Raw genomic sequence first — 21,906 nt, 5'->3', positions numbered from 1 at the left:
ATATAAGCCTGAGATGAGGTAGAGCTTGATAGGTTTAATCAAGTCATTTACAACCCGATGAAAGCTTGGCCGCTATTTAATGTAGAAATAAGTGTTAATAGGAACCCCCATTAAAAATGGGGGGAAGTGAAATCAATCATCATCAGCTGCACTGATAGGACATACAAAGCCATCCGGTTTTATGGCTAATAAGTCACATTTGAGTTTATCAATCACATGCTCAGCTGTATTACCTAAAAAGGCAGCAGAAATCCCTGTACGGCCTAAAATCCCCAATACAACTACACCGGCGTGTAGTTCTTCACACATATCGGGAATTATTTTTTCAGGTAGCCCTTCACGGACATGAGTGTATTTTTCATCGATAGCAAACTTTTGGCGTAATTCCTTCATCGCGATTAGGTGTTGGCCTCGAAGAGCGTTATTGTATAGGCTAGGGTCGAAATCCGGCAGCTCGATGGCGATATTCATCGGTGCAACAGGGTACGCGCTCACTAAATGAATCTCTTGTTCTTTAATGATACGGGTTGCTAAATCCCGAGTTTTTTCAACCAGTTTAATATTGAGATCGTCGTGGTAGGATTCTTCATTTGATAAGTTTACGGCCACTACAACTGAGCCATGATCAGGCCAAACTTTATCTTTTACCATCCAAACTGGCGCAGGGCATTTACGAAGTAGATGCCAGTCGAGTGGGGTAAAAATTATTGATTCAAAATTGTCGGTTTGATGTGCCATTTTCAGTAGCAGGTCGTGTTCTCCACTAATAACCTCTTGGATAATGGCCTCATATGGCTTGTTATGCCAAATAACTTTAATTTCAATATCAATCCCAGCTTCAAGGTAAAAATGGGCTTGTTGTTTAATCCAGGCCGCTTTTTGGCTAATGACCCCTTTACGCATTGCATTACGCTCTTCAGGGGAGAGTAATGTTGTCATATCATAGGAAAGATCATAGATAGGAAGAAACGCTTTTATCCGTCCACCATTACGCTGCACGATGTAGACAGCACGTCTTAATGCAGGTTGATCATCCTGATTTGGGTCAATTGCAACTAGCAGGTTTTTATAGTTTGCCATATTGAAATCCTCTCGATATACGGATACTTCCACATAGATAAACTATGATATTGGCATTAAATAGGCAAGAAATCTGGGAAAAAAAACGAAAACGGACCACTAAGAATGTGATCCGTTTAGGATGGTTAGCATGTAATAGCTGTAACTTTACCTGCAATATCAGTTAGCTTCGTCATATCTTCAATAGTAATGTACTTGCCTTTGACGCTAAGCATACCACTTTTTTGAAAACGACCTAAAAGACGGCTAATAGTTTCAACGGTTAGACCGAGATAATTACCAATATCACCACGAGTCATGGTTAGCCTAAATTCTCTTGGTGAAAAACCACGCTCTGCAAAACGATGAGATAAATTAAGAATAAATGCAGCTAATCGTTCTTCAGCATTTTTCTTGGACAGTAAAAGGATCATTTCCTGATCACCTTTAATTTCACCGCTCATTAATCGCATAATTTGTTGACGTAAATTAGGCATTTTGCCTGATAAGTCATCTAATGTTTCAAATGGGATTTCACAAACCATTGAGGTTTCAAGTGCTTGTGCAAAACTTGGGTGCTGTGTATGAATAATGGCATCAAAACCAACAAGGTCACCAGCTAAGTGGAAACCGGTAATTTGCTCATCGCCTTCCTCAGTTATTGTGTAGCTTTTTATTGTACCGGAGCGAATGGCATATAATGAGCGCAACTCATCACCAGCTTTAAATAAAGCTTGGCCTTTTTGGATAGGCTTTTTGCGCTCGATGATATTATCAAGTTGATCCAGTTCATGTTCATTCAGTGTAAAAGGAATGCAAAGTTGGCTAATACTGCAGTCCTGACAATGAATAGCACAACCACCAGACTGGATGCGACGAACAACTCTTTTTTCTGGGATCATATTTAAGGCTCAATCAAGTTAAAATTATTGATATGCGTCAATTTTAACATAAGATAATGAGACTGGTAAGTAGTAATGTATGACAGAATCGACTTAATAGATAAAAAAGCCAATTAGAGAGGAGCTAATTGTTAGCGTATTTAGACGTTAATGCTAAATTAAAGAAGATTATTAAAGATTAAATTTGATGTAGATTAAATTTTGACCTCTAAACAGTAAAAAAGGTGATTGCTATCACTTCGATAATAATTACTTAGAAATATGACTTTCAAGCTATAAATACTAAACTAATTAGCATTAATTTAACACAAAAATAAATTTATAAATATCAATTTTTCAACTTAACTTTAAGAAGGGAGATTATGATGATACACGCTCAACCATCTTTACCGACGACAATGACCGCTGTTGACATTATAGAACCTGGTGGGCCTGAAAAATTGCAATTAATAGAAAAACCACTACCAAGAATTTCTGCAGGTTATATGTTAGTAAAAGTCGAGGCCGCAGGGGTTAATCGACCGGATATTTTTCAAAGAAAAGGGGCTTATCCACCGCCTACAGATGCATCGCCAATTATGGGACTTGAAGTTGCTGGAACTGTTGTAGCTAAAGCTGATGACGTTGATGAGTGGCAATTAGGCGATAAGCTTTGTGCATTAGTCGCAGGTGGAGGGTATGCGCAATATTGCTTAGTACATAAGGACATAGCGTTGCCGCTAGGTTCATTATCTTTTATTGAAGGCGCCTGCATTCCAGAAAACTTTTTCACAGTTTGGGCCAATGTGTTCCAAATTGGTAAGTTAAAAAAAGATGAATCGGTACTTATTCATGGAGGAACATCCGGCATTGGTAGTGTTGCGATTATGTTAGCGAAAGCATTTGGTGCAGTAGTGATCACCACTGTTGGTTCAGAAGAAAAAGTTGACGCAGCCAAAAAGCTAGGAGCTGATTGTGTCATTAATTATAAAACCGATGATTTTGTTGAAGCGGCTTTAAATTACACCTTATCACGAGGGGTTGATATGGTGGTGGATATTATAGGCGGTGATTATGTCGAGAAAAACTATCAGGTAGCCGCTAAATTTGGCCGGATTATTCAAATTGGCATGATGAAAGGTAACCCTAAACAATTAAATATGATGCCGTTAATGGTAAAACGATTAGTTCATACAGGTTCAACAATGCGTTCCCGTTCAACTGAAGAAAAAGCATTGATTGCAACAGATCTTAAAACACAAGTTTGGGATATGTTGCAAAAAGGTAAAATAAAACCAATTATTAACAAAGTGTACCAATTGACACAGGTAAAAGAAGCCCATCAACATATGGAATCTGGTGATTTGCTGGGTAAAATAGTTTTATTAAACAATTAATTATTTGTTTTTTTTTCTTGGCGTTTTCACTACTGGCTGATGGCATGTGCTAGTAGTGAAAGCACTTGTCATTTATAACAAATAATTTACACTATCAAGTCTTTTTACCGTAAATATCTCTTTACAGCTAAATAATTATTGATTTTTTGTCCCCGCCCACAATTTCGAACGAAATTCTTATTAGTTTATTAATAATTTAATAGGAATAGATTATATCTATAGATAAGTTGGCCATTAACGGTTTGTCTATCAATATTTTCTTGTTAAATGATATTTAAAAAATGTATATCATTAACATATTGATGTCTTTTAAACACACAGCCCGTTATGCACTTTCCAATGATATTAAGTTAATTAACTTAAAGACAATTAACGTAAGTTATTTGTAGTTTGAAGGTGTAGTAATAATGAATAATTTTAAAAATTCAAAAATGAATGTCGATGCCTTGTTCTTAGGCCCTAAATCAGAAAATGCGGTGTTTTTCAAAGAGATGATGGAGTATTCCATCACAGAGCACATGCATTGGCGTTCAGGATACCACCCTGAAGACCCTGACCTTATCTCTACTGTTGACCGGTATGCCCCTGAATATAGGGATACATTATACCGTACCGAGGGTATTCTTAACCAACTCTCTTCAAAGCTAAAAACAACATCTGTTCCTTGGTTTTCACCCCGTTATATGGGGCATATGAATGCCGATACACTGATGATCTCTAATCTCGCTTATGTGATGGCGATGATGTACAACCCCAATAACTGTGCACAAGAATCTTCACCTACAACAACGGTATTAGAAGTAGAAGCTGGTTTAGATTTATGCGCTATGTTTGGCTATGACGTACAACAAGCTTGGGGGCATATTACCTCTGGTGGTACGGTGGCCAATTATGAAGGGTTATGGGTGGCACGAAACATCAAAACGTTACCATTAGCTGTTGCGCAACACCCAGAAGCACAACATTTACTGAATGGTAAATCAGAAAAAGAATTACTGAATTTGCCGGTTAGTAAAATATTGGACTTAATTGATGAATTAAAAAAACGCCACATTTTTGAAGAGGTTCGTGATTTAACGTGCCGTGGTGTTGGTATTGAGCAAGGAAAATTAGGTAAATTATTAGTGCCGCAATCCAAGCATTATTCATGGATGAAAGCGATGGATATTCTTGGTTTAGGTCAACAGAACATCGTCCAGTTACCCGTCGATGAAAGTTACCGAACTGATGTACAAAAAATGCGTGAAACGGTCTTTTCATTGATAGAGCGGGGTGAACCGATCCTTGCTGTGGTTGCTGTTGTGGGTACAACAGAAACCGGATCAATTGATAACATTAAAGAAGTCATTAAGTTACGTGAGGAATGCGAACAGCGTTTCGGGGTTTCATTTTATGTGCATATTGATGCAGCTTATGTGGGGTATGCTTGTGCAATGTTCCGTGATGAAAATAACCAATTCATTGATTATGATGCACTAATTAAACGCTATCATAGTGAAGGGATATTCCCTAAAGAGATCGTTTGGCCGAAGCCTGAGGTATACGAGAGTTTTAAAGCACTAAACCAAGCCGACTCTATTACTGTTGACCCGCATAAAGTTGGTTTCATTCCTTATTCAGCTGGCGCTATTTGTATGAAAGATAAGCGCATTGTCGATTTGATTTCTTATCATGCTGCTTATGTATTTGAGGAAGTACAAGAAAAACAGCGTAAAACGGACAAAGTACAGAATGTGTTGCTTGGCTCTTCTATTATGGAAGGTTCAAAATCTGGGGCAACCGCAGCTGCGGTATGGGCGGCACATCGTTTAGTGCCGCTAAATCTTTTAGGCTATGGGAAGGTGATCGCGGCAGGAGTAACGACGGCTCATTGGATAATTCAGGAAATTAACCAATGTGAGCCATTTATTATTGGCGACCGTCAATTTTCAATTGCTGCAATGCCCGCACCTGATTTCCACATGGTGAATTTTATGTTCCGCGAATCAGGCAACACATCATTAGAAAAGCAAAACCAATTAAATAAACGGTTATATGAGCTGTGTTCGTATGCTTCAGGGCGCACTTATTCTAATGATTTTCTAACATCCTCAACTTCGTTAACTCATGAAGAATATGGAGATACTCCGTTAAAACTATGCCGAGACGCACATTTTTCAGATGAAGAGTGGCAGAAGGTCCGTTCAGTATATGTATTAAGGGCGGCAATTATGACTCACTGTTTACGAGATAAAGGGCATTTCGATAATTACTGGGCGGAATTAAAAAATATCTTTGCAGACAAGCTACAACAACTCGTTGATGAAGAAAATAAACTCAATCATTCCAATTATAAAATTAGTGTTTAATTGACTTGCTAGGATCTCAATATGAAAAATCGCACGCTTGGTAGTGTTTTTATTGTTGCAGGTACTACGATTGGCGCAGGTATGTTGGCTATGCCAATTGCAGCCGCTGGCAATGGTTTTATGGCCAGTTTAGCCATGCTATTAGTGTTATGGGCATTGATGTGTTACACCGCATTATTATTGGTTGAAGTTTATCAACATGAATCCCATGAAACGGGGATCGGGAGTGTTGCTCAGCGCTATTTAGGTTCAGGCGGTAAGTTTATTACCGGTTTTAGCATGATGTTTCTGATGTATGCTCTGACAGCAGCTTACGTTAGTGGTGCAGGGGAAATTATCACATCAAATTTAAACAGCAGTTTGGCCATTGAAATGGCTGATTGGATGGGGATCGTGCTATTCACAGTAATCGGCGGCGGGGTAGTTTGTTTTGGCACGTCATCGGTAGATTTTATTAACCGTATATTGTTTACAGCAAAAATTGTATTTTTAGTGATTATTTTGGCGTTAATGATACCACATGTAGAACAGCAAAATTTGCTGTCGGCGCCGACTGAAAAGGTACTGATATTATCTGCTATTCCGGTATTTTTTACCTCTTTTGGCTTCCATGGTAGTGTGCCTAGTATTGTTAAATATATGGGAGGAGACGTAAAAAAATTACGGATCATATTTATCATTGGTAGTGCTATTCCTTTAATCGCTTATATATTATGGCAAATAGCAACTCTTGGAAGTATAGGTACAACGACCTTCGTGGGTATTCTTGCTGAAAATGCAGGGTTAAACGGGCTGTTAGATGCTATTAAAAATGTAGCGCAATCTGAAAGAACCGAACTGGTTGCTCAAATGTTTATGAGTCTCGCTTTAGCAACGTCATTCCTCGGTGTTGCATTAGGGTTATTTGATTTCTTAGCGGATTTGTTCAAACGGCAAGATAACGCATCAGGGCGTTTACAAACCGGAATACTGACTTTTGCTCCACCACTAGTTTTTGCCTTGTTCTATCCGAAAGGGTTTGTGATGGCGTTAGGCTATGCCGCGATAGCACTTTCAATATTGGCGTTGTTATTACCTAGTGCGATGGCGTTTAAATCCAGAGCATTAAATCAACGTAAGTATCAAGTCTTAGGTGGCGGGTTAGGGTTATCACTGGTATTCATTTGTGGTATTATCGTTATAGGTGTTCAGTTAGGTATAGTTTTCAATATATTACCTAATATAGGCTAATTACCATTCTTATTGTAAACCAGTCATATTTTAATGGCTGGTTTCTTCATCGTCAGTTTATCGCATTTTTTCACTATATTATCTCGACATTGCTGGTATGATTTATATACGAATGATTATCATTAGCACGATATGAGAAAAACCGATATATCTAAAGCTAGCATTTTCTGTAAAAATGGCTATTATGTTAGATATATCGGTTTTGATAGCGAATAACCACTGAGAGTTTTAATGATAAGGGAACCGCAGTCAGGGTCATGCTTATGTAATGGCAAAAGTGTCAGTCGCATGTTCAACCCAAAACAGTTGAGGATATATATCTTACATTTACTGACAGGGGGAATAAACTATGGTTATGACCTAATTAAAAAAATTGGGGAAGAAACCGCTGGTTTTTATTGCCCAAGCCCAGGGGTGATATATCCAACTTTGACTTTGTTAGAAGAATTAGGTTTTATCACAGAGGGTAAAGATAACGGGAAAGGCCGTAAATGCTATGTGATCACACCTGAAGGGCGGTGTTTTTTATTGCTCAAAGCTGAGATTTTAGCTGAAGTTCAGCTAAAATTAAAATATGCACAGGAATTGAAAGCCGGAAATCAGTTTGCTAATGAAATTGAATGTGCAGTAGATAAATTTAAATCATTGTTAAGGCATAAAATTGTTCTTCAACAATTGACGAAGGATGAATCGACTAAAGTGGTTGAGATCATCAATCGAGCAGTAGAAAGAATAGAACAAGTGAATGCAGTATTAGTGACAGAAGGAAAATCAAATGGCTAAAACAAATGATATTATACAAGTGAATGAGCAATCATATATGAAAGATACTAACAAAACACAGAAGAATAAAGCCTCAACACCCGCTGACGGTGAAGCAATACAACCTTCAAATAAAGACGTAAAATTCAAAGAAGTCGTTTGCCCTAGTGTGCCAACTTCTTATTTTAAACGTGCAAAAAATAAAAAACAAAAATTAAAATACTAAAAAGCTTGTTTAGTATTTAGGCTATTAAAAAAAGTATTTTATAAATAATTATTGATAGGGTAACTTATTTTATTGATAAACCAATAAAAAACTCCAGAGGACAGCGGTTGTATAACAAAGATGGGTACTGTCCTGCTAATGAAAAAGGTATTGAGCTTGTGCCATCAGTATAATGATGTTGTTACCTTTATGGGTTAAATTTTATTGGGTCATATTTATAGGAAAAATATTCCGATGAAAAAATCGAATAAGGATTGGTTTTTCTTATTTGAAATTCATATTTTTGGGAAAATAGATTAACCATATATTCGAGCCCCTCGTCTCCATAACGCCGCGTCGCACCCAGCAAAATTTTATTGACTTCCTCGGTTTCAAAATTTCCAGTTACGGGCCCTAAGTACGCTTTTACGGGTTTATTGGTTAACCTAGCTAACTGTTTTGCAAATGACTGCTCTCCTCCATTTCCTGAGTGGCACATAATTGTGCGTATATTGGTATAATTAGATAAGTCTTTTCTTTTTGATAATATTTCATACAATTCATTTGGGGTCATATGATTTTGAGCGCTTCTGTAGAGTAGTGCGGTACCGTTTTGTTGTTTTATTCCATGTGCAACAATATTTAGTCGCTTTTCATTATGATAGATATCTTCAAAAAAATAAAAATCTTTCCCCATAGGGACCATCCCTTCCATTTTGCCACCAAAGGTTGTTAATTTTGTACTGAGAGGTGAGCTATTTTTGTTTGTTAGTATAGAAAATAGCCTATTGGAATTGAGCTTAAGGCTACTTACACTAGTACCTATGCTGGCAATACCCAGTGCAAGAGATGCCCAGCCTAAGATACTTGAAGCTTGGGGGTCACTTTTCCGAGTTAACATGCTAGCGATCCCCGTAGCATCTGAGGCAACACTTAATATTAGTGTAATACTTGCCATGATGGCGCCAGAGGCTGCTAATGATGCACCAAATGTTACACCAGAGAAAATTATCCCTAATGCCCCAATCGCTAACCCACTCATTGCTTTAAGACTAAAGTGCCCTGATGGGTCAATCCGGTTTATCGGGTCTCCGGCACAATAGGCATAGGGATTTATCCCCCCTTTGCCAAAAGGGCTCAAACTATCAGGGCAATGAAAGCGCATTAGGCATGGGTTATATGCACGATAACCATTGCCTAGGTGATAAACACCTGTAATTGGGTCAATTCGCTCACCATTTAAGCCAAGAAAATGTTCTGTTGTTTTATCTTCGCCATATGGCAACCTAGAGTGGGACTGGCTAAGCTTATTGTTTGTATTTAAAGACCATATTAAATTGTCATTATATTCATTCGCCATTAAGGTTAGCTCAGTATTACATCCAACAGCTAAGCAAGTATGACCTGCTTTTATTAAACGAATTTTGTTGTTTTTTTCTGTGGTGATTTCATTAACTAGCTCGTCGGCGCGGTAATAGAGTTGATGATTTTGATTATTTTTGACGGTTTGGCTCACAATTTGATTTAGAGCATTGTAGCCATATTTGCTATTTTCCAGCCCATTAACGCGAATAAGCCGCCCTAGAGGGTCATAGTGTAATGTCCTACCTGCATTATCTAGTATCAGACGACCACATTTATCATACTCAAGTGGAATATTCGCAGGGTAATTACGGTGTGAATGAGATATGGCGGTTAATTGTGTAGGGTCATCTTTATTATTGTAATGGTGCAGGGCAATATCCACTTCGTGGTTTTTTAGTACGGTGCGTACCTGAATAAGGTTATTTAATGGGTCGTAATCATAGAATTGCTGTCTAACTGATTGCCCATAGCAGTCTATAGGGTGCTCATTACCTTCAAAAGAGTAACCTATTAAACGATTACGTTTATCATAGCGATATTTTTCATTTTTTACGGGCTTATTATCCAATGTCGTATGTTTGGATGATAGTAAGCCATTTTTTAGCCATATACTTTGAATAACCAATTGAGAACCTTGGTTATCGGTGATACTCCGTCTAATTTCCTGATTAAACTCATTGTAAGTGAATGTGGTGAGTATAAAAGCATGGGTAGAATTATCAGTTACTATTTGCGTAATTAAACGACCCAGCGCATCATAGGTAAAATCAGTTATCAGAGCACTATCAAAAATTCGACTTAATCGACCATATTTATCTCGTTGATAGTCTGTTTTTGCCCCTGTAATATCATGGTATGACACGGGCTTTCCTTGCAATGTCCATTGATATTCAGTCTGCTTAGTTACACCCGATAAAATCATTGTTTCTCGTTTCAATGTGCCTGAATTATTCCATTGATTGCTCACTTTTGTGTCTTTTTCTGTAGAATGTAACAGTTCTGCGGTGGCTAAATCATATTCAAACTCCTGAGTGACGCCACATACATTGACCTTATTTATGGCATTATTTAATTCAGGGATATACTCATAATGTACGGTTTCTCCTGAAGGTAATGTGATGAATGAAGGCGAGGGGGATGCGTTATCATATTGGTAGGTTGTGACTCGTTTGCCGCTTTCTTGTAGGGTTAAACGGCCTAAACTGTCAAATTCTTGGCTTCCTAGAACCCAGCAATGGCCATTGATATCAGTTACTTGAATGGATGAAACTTCTTTTCCCATTAAATATGGGACATATGTTTGTTCAATTACTGTGCCATCAGGTAATGTTTGGCTAAGAACACGACCATACACATCATAGGTCCATTCAATAGGATTGCCTAACTCATCAATTTGTTTACGTAAACGCCCTGAACCGTCCCAAAAGTGTTGTTGAGAGGCAATAATTTCACTATTCGAATCAATACGTAGTGTGAGTTTGGGCAATTGATTTTTCTTATTAAGAATAGTCATCCACTGGCCACTTTGTAGATGTTGGCCGTTTAACCAACCTTGCTGAGTATGTGTTTCGGTTAATAAGATTGGGTCAACTATTCGGTGTGTTTCAAAATTATTATTAAGCCTTGTCGTAGTAATTTCACCCCATGAGTCTCTTTTATAGGTTGTATTTATGGTATAGCACTGCTGTTTTCTATCAGAAAATTGGGTATCTTGTTCTGTTGTTGCTTGTAGGTTACCTAATGGCCCATATTTCTGATGCTTTACCTCGTACCATTCTTGAGTTCCATCATTATCAAATTGATATTGTTTTATAGGGTAACTTAAACTATTGAAGAGTATTTTTGCTTGATTACCATATGAGTCTTTTTCATAAGTAATAGGGCCTAAATGAGTGATTTTATAATGCCAATATATTGTTCGCTCATAGGCGGAACCCACAGCTTCAGTTTGGCTCAATATCCGGCCAATCTGGTCATAAGTATAATTAGTTTGAATGCCTAACCTATTTATTTCACTCAGCAAACATAAACTCAGCATTGATAGTTTTTTCATTGTTGCTAATTGGCAACCATCATGCCCTTGAAATTGATTTTTTTGAACTATTTGCTGGTTTTGTATAGAAGTGCTAATAGATTGTTTTGAATCGAAGTGGGTTGATTTTTCCCCATCTTGATAAAAAATATTATAACTAGCTGTTATTCTACCATATTCTATACCATTTCTCTGGCTACAAAATTCAAAAATACGTTTTTGCAATAAACGATTATCTGCATAATATTGTTCTTGGTGTAAAATAATTATCTCGGTATTTTCTAGGTAGCTGTAGGAATAATATGTTGATGTAGTCGGTGTTTGATAATCAGTTTGGTTAGGTATTACTATTTTGGATTTCATGAAGCGGACAAATCCATTTTTTTCGCGAGGGCACAATAAATTATTATTGGTATCGCTACTTTCTTCTGCTGAATACCATTGCATAATGGTTCGCGTACCATCGGGATGTATTTCTAATGTAGGGTTGCCATGTTCGTCAAATTCGGATTGATAAACATCTTGTCGTTTTTGACCTTGTTGATTTTCCCATGTGATAGTTTTTTTGTTAACGAATTGAAATTGAGGGGGTTGCTTATCAAAAGGAAGACCGATAACGGCGTAATAATCATAGTCTGTACGATTAATATTAATAGAACCATTATGTGATTGATATGTTGTAATTTCATTTGTCAGTAAATGATAGTTATTATAGAGCCGTTTAGTTTCTATAATTAGGTCATCACTTCTCTGTATTTCTGTAGACCCATAAGTATAATTAGTTAAAAGCGAATATAAATTATCAGTATCCGATTTGAAATTTAATCCGCTAGCAAAGCCTAAATAATTTGTGTTTGTATAAGTATAGGAGGTGACAATATCAGGTTGTTCTCCTTGGAAGGATAACGTATGGCGAGTTGCGGCAATTAGTGCAGGGTATATATCCTCAGGGAATCTAATGAGGTCTCTTTGATAATAAATAGATTCAACTAACCCAGTAGGATGTATTATTTTTTCTATGTAACCATATTCATTATAACTGAAATGCCAAATATAATTTTCTGTTGTTTTTATAAGTTGCTGTAAATGTCCATTGAATATTTTTAATTTTATTTTATAGCATTCTAGTGATAGGGGGTATATTGATATTATAGGCTGATTATAATTTTCGTAGTCTATCGATAATAAAACATTATTTTCATCTTTTATTTCTAAAAGGTGAGGGAAGCCAAAAAACGCCCATTTTAGGATAACAAAATGGCCATCATAACTTTCGATTTTTAATGTATTTTTGATATCACTTCCCGAAGATGGTCCTTCTAATATTTCAACTACACCTGATTTATAGGTGATTTTATAAAAATCATCAAAACGTTCAAAAATAAAATTATTTAACTTTTTTTGTTTTACTTCAAAATTGGCAACAGTATCATTAATAAGATATTTTTCACCAGATGATAAGTGAAGTAGTTTGTTCTTACTGTCATAGGTGGTTAATGGTAATGAGAAGCCCATACCAAAGCCACTATTATTATTTTGTAATGAACTACTGCATAATGATAAGTTAATTTCGGGGCCCATGCCATAGTTACAATTAATATTAACGATAGGGATATTTAAGGAAAAAATACCGGTTCTAGGGTCTATTCCTGTTTTTAATGCACTTATGAAATTTTGGCTTTGTGAAAAAAATTTATTCATAGAATGTTATCCATTTAATTTATTATTGATTTTTGTTGGATGTTTTTGATTATGACATTATTAAAATAATAAGCGTTATAATTTATAATGCTGAGAAATTAATAAATATAATAATGCGGTTGGTTAGCTAACATAAAATTTAATATGTTCATCATTACCTACCTTGGCTATAATTGTGGCTTCATTTCCATATTGGTCACGCAAAATAAACGCCATTTTTTCTCCCCATTCACTATAATTCCATAAAGCACCATACCAAACACGGTAACTCCAAAAGCATAACCCTGATTTTTCATGGTTTTTTGATGTAACAGTGATGGACCATTTTTGTGTGAAATGAAATGTTGTTGTATATGCGGCATCGTGATTTTGTTTGACTGAAGAGTCCGTTGATGTGCTACAACCTTTGTAATTACCTGTTTGTTTATAGTGGAACCATAGATGCTCTTGGCATGATGCGTCATGAGTAATTGTGCCATTTGTATTATTAAATCTTACGTAGTATTTAGTCAAAATGCTATTTGAGTAACCACCCACGCCTTTCTCGATAATGGGGTGTTCAAGAGAGTACTTATCAAGATCGGACTCTGAAAAAATACGTTTGGGTAGTACATTCAATAGAACATAATCAGGCATTTTATTTTTCCCATTATATTCTAGGGCTGTAGTATATTCATCTTGATTAATTTGACATCTTACACAGAGTTTAAATGCTTCAATTAGATGGTTAAGAGAGACATAGACAATACATGATGAAATGTTAACCTGTTTATTAGACGTACCACTGTTTGGGACATAGTTTCCGCATATATCAGTATAGTGAAGTACATTAGAAAACGGTTCATTCTTATAATCTACTAGTTGAATGTTTTTAAATATATCTTTTGGCGATATGTCAAGTGGTTGGTTGTGATTGTTTTTCGCTTCGATATTAATTTCAACCTGAACTTGGTGGTTGCCATTAGCATAAATAGATGCAGCTTTACCCCCACCAGGAATGAATATTTTTAAGGCGGATAGAGAGTGAATATCCTCCCAGTAGCAAATACCCGATACATAATCATTTCCCTCTATCACGGTGCCTAAATTTATTGACGCATTGCCATAAACCCTCGCATTACCTCTTATTATTGCATTATTCCTGATAAGGGCATTACCATAAACTTGAGCATTTTCACTAATGAGTGGACTGCCTTCTACAGTGGCATTTTCATAGACTTTTGCATAATTAGTTACCTGACAACTAATAAGTATTTTCGCATTGTCATAAACCTCAGCATGACCACTAATAATAGAATTATTAGTCACTATGGCATTACCATAAACTTTAGCAGAGTCTTTTATTATTACTGCGGTATAATCTTTTCCTGTGATTTTAGCAAATTCGCTTATTTCAGCTGAATTCATAATAAGGCATCTTCCTCTTAATTCAGCATTGCCTGAAACTTTAGCATTATCGAAAACATCGGATTTATCTAATACTTTAGAATTACCAGAAACACTAGCATTATCAGATACCTTTGCATTTCCATAAATATTTGCATTATCGGATATTAGAGCATTACCATAAACCATAGCATTGTCATATACTTTTGCATCGTCACATATGCAGGCATTACCAGATATTTGTGCATCACCAGAAATATGAGCGTTACCATATACCATCGCATCATCTAAAATAAAACAATTACCTTCCTGACTTAAATTACTTTCACTACTAACCCATCCACCATATTCTTTGGTTATTAGGTTTTCTATTTTATATAGTGTGATGCCATCATGATTTTTTTCAATATCGGTGATCCTATATTTCTGCATAATAATTAACCTTGTTTATTGGGTTTGTAGGTATACTAAATTTTGGACTATATGTTTATCTTTAATGGGAAATATAAAATATAAAAATATTATTAACATTCAAAGATTGTTAATGTTAATGAAAAAAATAAATAATTAGAATGCTAAAAAAAGAGTATTCTTACTTAAAATTATAATAAATTAAGTTTATCATAGAAACATGAATGGTATAAATTCCCCTGATAATATTGAATTATCAGGGGAATAGGTTATAAACCTAATTGAGATTGTATATAGGCAATTTCTTCAATCCATTGCTGCTGTAATTGTGGTTTTTGATGATTCAGTTTGCGTTTTTGGTCAGCTTGTAACTTTTCCTCTAACACTAACAATTTTTCTAGCAATTCATCTTCCTGAGTTGCTTTGCTAGGGTAAACATCAAGCTCCGCACTTGCATTAATAAGCGGGGGATTATTGACTAACAACAGCTGGGATTGCTGCTCAATTTTATGATAGATATCATCTACATTGAGGTATTCTTCCAAACGATTATCATTAATAAACCAAAAACGTTGGCAGCTATTTTCGATCAGCCACCTATCATGGCTGACGACCAGTAATGCCCCTGAAAATTGGCGGATTTGCTCGCTTAGTGCTTCTTTCCCTTCAAGATCAAGGTGGTTTGTTGGCTCATCCAGTAACAATAATTCATATTGAGCCAAACTTAAACCAATAAACAACAGTCTAGAGCGTTCCCCGCCACTCAGTGTTGCTACTTTTTGTGAGTGACGAGTATAAGCAAAACCTGCACTGATTAAGGCCATTTTGCGTTGTTCATCTGTTAACGGTGCAAAAGGGCGTAATGCATCCAGTAGAGTGTCATTATCATTTAGCTGCGCAAGTTGCTGATCATAATAACCAGTGCTAATTGCAGGATGAAACTTTAGCTGCGAACTATAGCGTAAATCTTGCTGATAGTGCTGCCAAAGTAGACGCAATAATGTTGATTTACCACAACCATTTGCACCGATAATAGCAATACGATCGCCACTTTTAACTTGATGAAATGCACTAGTAAATAAATGCAAGCCATTAGGTGTTGAAATGACGGTATTCTCTAACTCAAGTACGCGGTTTGCAGGGATGGATTTGCCATTTAAAGATAATGTCCATTGGTAACCCTCTGTGACTTCTGTTTGGTCATCCTTAAGACGATCAATATGCTTTTCCATCTGCTTTGCTTTACGAGAAAGTGCTTCGTTATCGTACACGTGTCCCCATATGGCTAAGCGCTTAGCACTTGAGGTTATGCGGTCAATTTCCTTTTGCTCTGCCTGAAACCGATGTTCGTCTGCGATATCTTTTTCAATTAGCGCTTGACGAGCGGCGCTACAAGCTAACCGAAAAAAATGGAGCGATTTATCCCGCAAAATCCATGTGCAGTTGGTCACTTTATCAAGTAACGCTTGGTCATGGGAAACAAGTATAAAGCTGCCTTTCCATGATTGCAGAAAATCACCTAACCAAATAAGGGTAGGCAGATCTAAGTGGTTACTCGGTTCATCTAACAGTAATAAATCAGGTTGTTCAATTAAAGCACGGCCTAATAATAAACGAGTATGTTGACCACCACTTATTGTGTTTGCTTTTTGTTCCCATTGTTGTGTCGTAAAGCCTAACTCAGATAATAAAACTTCAGCCCGCCAGCGGTCTGTTATTTTATCTTGCTCAGGAAGCTTCTCAACAATAGCATCAATGAGTGACAGATTAGCAACATCTGCAGGTAAATGCTGTTCGATGTAAGCGGTGACGCAATGGTTTGCATAAGTGATAGAGCCACTATTTGGAGATAACTGGTGGGTTATCAGTTTTAATAATGTACTTTTCCCACTGCCGTTATGGCCTATTAAGCCTATACGTTCACCTTGTTGTAAGGTAAAAGAAACATCATTTAATAAAGACGTTGTTGGTGTATCGTAGTTTAATGATTTTACAGATAATAAAGTACTCATAGCTTACTCAATTTTTAGGCATAAAAATGCCAAGGAATTGTCAGAACGACAACCCAGTAAGCTGAGGGAACACCCAATTGGTAATTTCGCTCAGGCAGGGTTATCGCAGTATAAAACTGTGAAAGCCTGAGCTTTGGCGATTACCAAAGAAGTGTGAATATTCAATTAAATCACACAACAACATAGATTAGCCTCCTTATTATTTAGTTAAGTTGAACAATGTCGGTATCATAGCAAATAGACTGTTTAAGGAGCAATGTCCTAAAATGCGCTGTTTAATTTATCTACTCAGAAGTAAGTTATTGGTATAAACAAAACTTATACAGCTAATGATGAGATGAATAAAATTTCTGATGGTTGGGATTTTAGCGAGTAATACATAAAATTGATGCTCAAATTATAAGGGAATGACTAATGAACGTAGAAATAAAACCCGCAACACGCCAAGATGCTGCATTAATTTTAGACATGATCATCGAGTTGGCTGATTATGAAAAGGCTCGTCATGAAGTAAAAGCCTCCGTTACTGACATTGAAAATTCGTTATTCGGTTCAGATTCAAATACTGAAGCTTTAATTTGTTATATTGACGGGCAACCTGCAGGATATGCCGTATTTTTTACAAGTTATTCAACTTGGCTAGGGAATAATGGAATATATTTAGAGGATTTATACGTTTCTCCTGATTATAGAGGCGCTGGTGCAGGGAAAAAATTATTGAAATACATTGCAACGCTTGCTGTAGAGCGCAAATGTCAGCGCCTTGAATGGAGCGTTTTAGACTGGAATCAGCCCGCAATCGATTTTTATAAAAGTATCGGTGCACAGCCACAAGATGAGTGGGTTCGTTATCGGATGGATGAAAAAACAATTGCAATATTTGCTAGTTAATTTTTGTAGAAAATAAACAACTTGTAAATGTAATATTAAAGATGTTTTTAAAGTTTATTCAAGTAAGCCAGTAAATTAAATACTGGCTTTATTTTTGTATAAACATATACAATAAATGCCTTATTATCACTTTTTCTAATCTATTCTATTTTTTTGTGATGTACGGCAACTATACTTAAGATAAATCCTGATAAAATGTCGTTAAATTAGATAGATAGCTAATAATCGAACTGTATTTGGAAAAATGTAGCTCGATTAAAAAAAGAAAGCATCACAACTTCAGTCTTAATCGTATTTATTTCGTATATAAACAGTTATACGGCTTTATTAATTTCACCAGGTTAATAATCAAAATAATTGTTGTTCATTGTTTTCTCATTTAATGGAAAAGGGATGGTATGAAAATAAATAAGCGAAAAGTATCGTTGTATCTCATTTTAATAATCATTATTGCCGTGGGCGGCTATTATTACTGGAGTGTGAACTCTGGGGGGCTACCTGCGGGCTTTGCGCAGAGTAACGGCCGTATTGAAGCAACTGAGATTGATATTGCGACTAAAACAGCAGGTAGAATTGAAACAATCAACGTAAAAGAAGGGGCTTTTGTTAAAGCAGGTCAAGAGCTCGCACGGATGGATACTCGTGCTCTTCAAGAGCAACTGCATGAAGTACAAGCACAATTGCGTCAAGCGGTTAGTGCCGTCACTACGGCTGAATCTGCCTTAGCACAACGTAAGAGCGAAAAATTAGCCGCTCAAGCAGTCGTTCGCCAACGTGAAGCTGAGTTGAATGCCGCACAAAAACGGCTTAATCGTTCTAGAGCATTAGTCAGAACAAACGCCGTTTCACAGCAGCAAGTTGATGATGATACCGCGCAGATGCAAGGGGCTAGAGCCGCTTTAGAAGCTTCTAAAGCACAAGTTGCCGCATCGACTTCTGCCATTGATTCTGCTTCTGCAGGGATTGTACAAGCTAAAAACCGTGTTGAAGCCGCGACGGCTACAGAGCGCAGGATTTTAGCAGATTTAGACGATAGTATTTTAAAAGCCCCAAGAAATGGACGCGTTCAATACCGTGTAGCTGAGCCAGGAGAGGTACTTGGAGCCGGTGGGCGGGTCTTAAATATGGTTGATTTAAGCGATGTTTATATGACATTTTTCTTGCCGACAGAAGATGCAGGGAAAGTTGCGATAGGTAGCGATGTCCATATTATCCTTGATGCTGCGCCTAATATTGTTATTCCGGCAAAAACAACCTTTGTTGCCAGCGTGGCTCAATTCACCCCAAAAACGGTGGAAACCCAAAATGAACGCTTAAAGCTAATGTTCCGGGTTAGGGCACGCATATCACCTGAATTATTAGAGCAACACCTTGAATACGTCAAAACGGGGTTACCAGGAAAGGCTTATGTGCGTTTAGACCCAAATGAACCTTGGCCTGCTGAACTTGAGGTGAGATTACCGCAATGACCAACAAATTGATGGATGATGTGATAATCGATTTACAGCATGTCAGCCAGCATTATGGTGAAAATTGTGCGTTGGATGACATTGTTCTTTCTATCCCTGCGAGGAAAATGGTTGGGCTAATAGGGCCTGATGGAGTGGGTAAATCGAGTCTAATTTCACTAATTGCAGGGGCTAGGGCGATTCAGCAAGGCCACGTAAGGGTACTTGATGGGGATATGAACAGCGCTTTGCATCGCAGGGCAGTATGCCCACGAATTGCTTACATGCCGCAAGGGCTAGGAAAGAACCTGTACCACACACTATCCGTATATGAGAATGTGGATTTTTTTGGCCGGTTGTTTGGCCAATCAAAAGCTGAACGTGAGTACCGGATTCAAGACTTACTTGAAAGCACAGGGCTCGCTCCGTTTAAAGACCGACCCGCTGGTAAGCTATCGGGAGGGATGAAACAAAAATTAGGCTTATGTTGTGCGTTGATTCATGACCCGGATTTACTTATTTTAGATGAACCGACGACAGGGGTAGACCCATTATCTCGTGCGCAGTTCTGGGACCTGATTGACCGAATTCGTTTACGTCAAACAAACATGAGCGTATTAGTGGCAACCGCGTATATGGAAGAAGCGGAACGGTTCGATTGGTTGGTTGCGATGGACGACGGTAAAGTTTTAGCCACCGGTCACGCATCGGAGCTAAAAAAACAAACCCATTGTGATGATCTTGAAGCTGCGTTTATTCAATTGTTACCTGAAGAAAAACGCAGTGGCCACAAAAAAGTCATTATTCCCCCGCGTGATAAATCAAAAGATGATGTGATTGCGATTGAAGCGCAAGGCTTGACGATGCGCTTTGGTAATTTTGTGGCGGTTGACCATGTGAACTTAAAAATCCCTAAAGGGGAGATATTTGGTTTTTTAGGTTCTAACGGTTGTGGTAAATCGACCACCATGAAAATGCTAACCGGGCTATTACAAGCGAGTGAAGGACAAGCTTGGTTATTTGGGCAAGAAATTGACCCTAAAGATATTGAAACGCGTAAGCGTGTGGGCTATATGTCACAAGCCTTCTCCCTGTATAGCGAACTGAGTGTAGAGCAAAACCTTGAACTGCATGCGAAACTCTTTCATATTCCAGAAGATAACATTGCACAGCGTATTAATGACATGTGCCAACGCTTTGAGTTGGAAGATGTTAGAGAAACCATGCCAGATGATTTACCTCTAGGCATCCGCCAGCGCTTATCGTTGGCCGTTGCGGTGATACATGAACCAGAGATGTTAATCCTAGATGAGCCTACCTCAGGGGTCGATCCTGTCGCGAGGGATATGTTCTGGAATTTGATGGTAGACCTATCAAGACGTGACGGTGTCACAATTTTTATTTCGACCCACTTTATGAATGAAGCTGAGCGTTGTGACCGAATTTCGTTGATGCATGCAGGGAAAGTACTGGATTGTGATACGCCAGTTAATTTAACCAAAAAAAGAGGTTTAGGCACTCTTGAAGAAACCTTTATCGCCTATTTGCAAGATGCTGTAGGGGAAGCGGGAGCTGAGCAAGAAACAGCCCCTGAATTCCATGTTGACCCTGCATTAAAAGAGCAAGCAACAGATGCACTTAAAAAGCGTTTTAGCTTACGTCGGTTATTCAGCTATTCCATTCGTGAAGGCATGGAGCTTCGCCGCGACCCGGTTCGTTCAACATTAGCGTTACTTGGAACAGTGATCCTAATGTTTATTATGGGTTATGGGATTAGCATGGACGTCGAAAACTTACGCTTTTCAGTACTAGATCGTGACCAAACGGGGTTAAGTCAAGGATATACTCTAAACCTCGCAGGTTCTCGTTATTTTATCGAGCAGCCGCCTATCAAAGATTATGATGATTTAGAGGCTGGAATGCGTAGCGGTAAGATTACCGTTGCTATAGAAATTCCACCTAATTTTGCGAGGGATGTTGCTCGAGGAAATAATGTCAAAATTGGGGTATGGATTGATGGCGCAATGCCAAACCGAGCAGAAACGGTACGTGGCTACGTGCAAGCTATGCACCTTGCTTGGCTAAGTACAATGGCTGCTCGTCAACCTGTCGGGGTTGCAGGGATGCCGGCTATCGATATCGAAACTCGCTATCGTTATAACCCTGATGTTCGCAGCTTACCCGCTATTGTACCTGCGGTTATCCCATTGTTATTAATGATGATCCCAGCCATGTTAAGTGCTCTTAGTGTGGTACGCGAAAAAGAATTAGGTTCGATAATCAATCTTTATGTCACCCCGATCACCAAATTAGAGTTTTTGCTTGGTAAACAATTGCCTTATATTTTATTAGGCATGTTTAACTTTTTATTACTGTGCATTTTATCGGTATATATATTTGGTGTGGAATTTAAGGGGAGCTTCCTAACGTTGACGTTAGCGGCTTTCTTGTATGTCAGTATTGCAACGGGGATTGGTTTACTCATTTCTTGTTTTATGAAAAGCCAAATCGCTGCTATTTTTGGTACATCAATCATTACTTTAATTCCTGCGACTCAATTTTCAGGAATGATTGACCCCGTATCTTCATTAGAAGGAATAGGTCGGTGGGTTGGTATGGTCTACCCGACATCACATTTCTTAACCATCACTCGGGGGACATTCTCTAAGGGGCTGAATTTATTTGATTTACAGGCATCATTTATCCCGCTACTTATCACGGTACCGCTTGTTATTGGCTTAAGCGTATTGTTTTTGAAAAAGCAGGAGGTTTAGTATG

General features: G+C 37.7%; 13 protein-coding genes. 8 read left to right on the top strand and 5 right to left on the bottom strand.

Going from position 1 to position 21,906, the window contains the following annotated elements; genetic code table 11:
- Positions 1–132 precede the first annotated feature (132 nt).
- Both uspE and ABE954_RS11680 read right to left on the bottom strand, forming a co-directional pair.
- Positions 133–1,080: a universal stress protein UspE gene (gene uspE / locus ABE954_RS11685; protein ID WP_048607154.1), complete on the bottom strand. Its 948-nt coding sequence runs from the start codon at positions 1,078–1,080 to the stop codon at positions 133–135.
- A 125-nt stretch (positions 1,081–1,205) separates the two neighbouring features.
- Entirely contained in the window at positions 1,206–1,961 is a 756-nt protein-coding gene (locus tag ABE954_RS11680) for an FNR family transcription factor (RefSeq protein ID WP_042843842.1), read from the bottom strand.
- Positions 1,962–2,326: 365 nt separating this feature from the next.
- On the opposite strand from ABE954_RS11680, the gene ABE954_RS11675 reads away from it, so the two are divergent.
- The 5 genes from ABE954_RS11675 to ABE954_RS11655 all read left to right on the top strand — a co-directional run bounded on the left by ABE954_RS11675 (position 2,327) and on the right by ABE954_RS11655 (position 7,903).
- Complete coding sequence (locus tag ABE954_RS11675) at positions 2,327–3,337, top strand: NAD(P)H-quinone oxidoreductase (protein ID WP_370661194.1); 1,011 nt, start codon at positions 2,327–2,329, stop codon at positions 3,335–3,337.
- A gap of 407 nt (positions 3,338–3,744) precedes the next feature.
- Entirely contained in the window at positions 3,745–5,685 is a 1,941-nt protein-coding gene (locus tag ABE954_RS11670) for an aspartate aminotransferase family protein (protein ID WP_371025457.1), read from the top strand.
- An 81-nt stretch (positions 5,686–5,766) separates the two neighbouring features.
- Positions 5,767–6,915, top strand: a complete 1,149-nt coding sequence (tyrP, locus tag ABE954_RS11665) for a tyrosine transporter TyrP (protein WP_230232918.1) — start codon at positions 5,767–5,769, stop codon at positions 6,913–6,915.
- 231 nt (positions 6,916–7,146) lie between these two features.
- On the top strand, positions 7,147–7,698 hold the full coding sequence (locus ABE954_RS11660; RefSeq protein WP_042843839.1) for a PadR family transcriptional regulator: 552 nt from the start codon (positions 7,147–7,149) through the stop codon (positions 7,696–7,698).
- Entirely contained in the window at positions 7,691–7,903 is a 213-nt protein-coding gene (locus ABE954_RS11655; RefSeq protein WP_042843838.1) for a hypothetical protein, read from the top strand. Before ABE954_RS11660 ends, ABE954_RS11655 begins: the two co-directional genes overlap by 8 nt.
- 187 nt (positions 7,904–8,090) lie before the next feature.
- Here ABE954_RS11655 and ABE954_RS11650 read toward each other — a convergent pair whose 3' ends face one another.
- From ABE954_RS11650 to ABE954_RS11640, 3 genes are all read right to left on the bottom strand, one after another.
- On the bottom strand, positions 8,091–12,980 hold the full coding sequence (locus ABE954_RS11650) for an RHS repeat domain-containing protein (protein ID WP_371025456.1): 4,890 nt from the start codon (positions 12,978–12,980) through the stop codon (positions 8,091–8,093).
- Between the two features lie 123 nt (positions 12,981–13,103).
- Positions 13,104–14,798: a hypothetical protein gene (locus ABE954_RS11645; protein ID WP_048607158.1), complete on the bottom strand. Its 1,695-nt coding sequence runs from the start codon at positions 14,796–14,798 to the stop codon at positions 13,104–13,106.
- A gap of 248 nt (positions 14,799–15,046) precedes the next feature.
- A complete protein-coding gene (locus ABE954_RS11640) occupies positions 15,047–16,789 on the bottom strand; it encodes an ABC-F family ATP-binding cassette domain-containing protein (protein ID WP_131680000.1) in 1,743 nt (580 codons plus the stop codon).
- 414 nt (positions 16,790–17,203) lie between these two features.
- Between ABE954_RS11640 and ABE954_RS11635 the strand changes: the two genes are divergently transcribed.
- From ABE954_RS11635 to rbbA, 3 genes are all read left to right on the top strand, one after another.
- On the top strand, positions 17,204–17,680 hold the full coding sequence (locus ABE954_RS11635) for a GNAT family N-acetyltransferase (RefSeq protein ID WP_042843836.1): 477 nt from the start codon (positions 17,204–17,206) through the stop codon (positions 17,678–17,680).
- 398 nt (positions 17,681–18,078) lie between these two features.
- Positions 18,079–19,149: an HlyD family secretion protein gene (locus ABE954_RS11630; protein WP_210814280.1), complete on the top strand. Its 1,071-nt coding sequence runs from the start codon at positions 18,079–18,081 to the stop codon at positions 19,147–19,149.
- The gene (gene rbbA / locus ABE954_RS11625) at positions 19,146–21,902 is read left to right on the top strand and encodes a ribosome-associated ATPase/putative transporter RbbA (RefSeq protein WP_048607162.1); all 2,757 of its coding nucleotides are present in this window, start codon (positions 19,146–19,148) and stop codon (positions 21,900–21,902) included. Before ABE954_RS11630 ends, rbbA begins: the two co-directional genes overlap by 4 nt.
- Positions 21,903–21,906: the final 4 nt, after the last annotated feature.

The sequence above is a fragment of the Providencia sp. TYF-12 genome, from assembly GCF_041344805.1.
Classification (GTDB): Bacteria; Pseudomonadota; Gammaproteobacteria; order Enterobacterales; family Enterobacteriaceae; genus Providencia; species Providencia huashanensis.
This window is presented reverse-complemented; position numbering and strand designations above follow the sequence as displayed.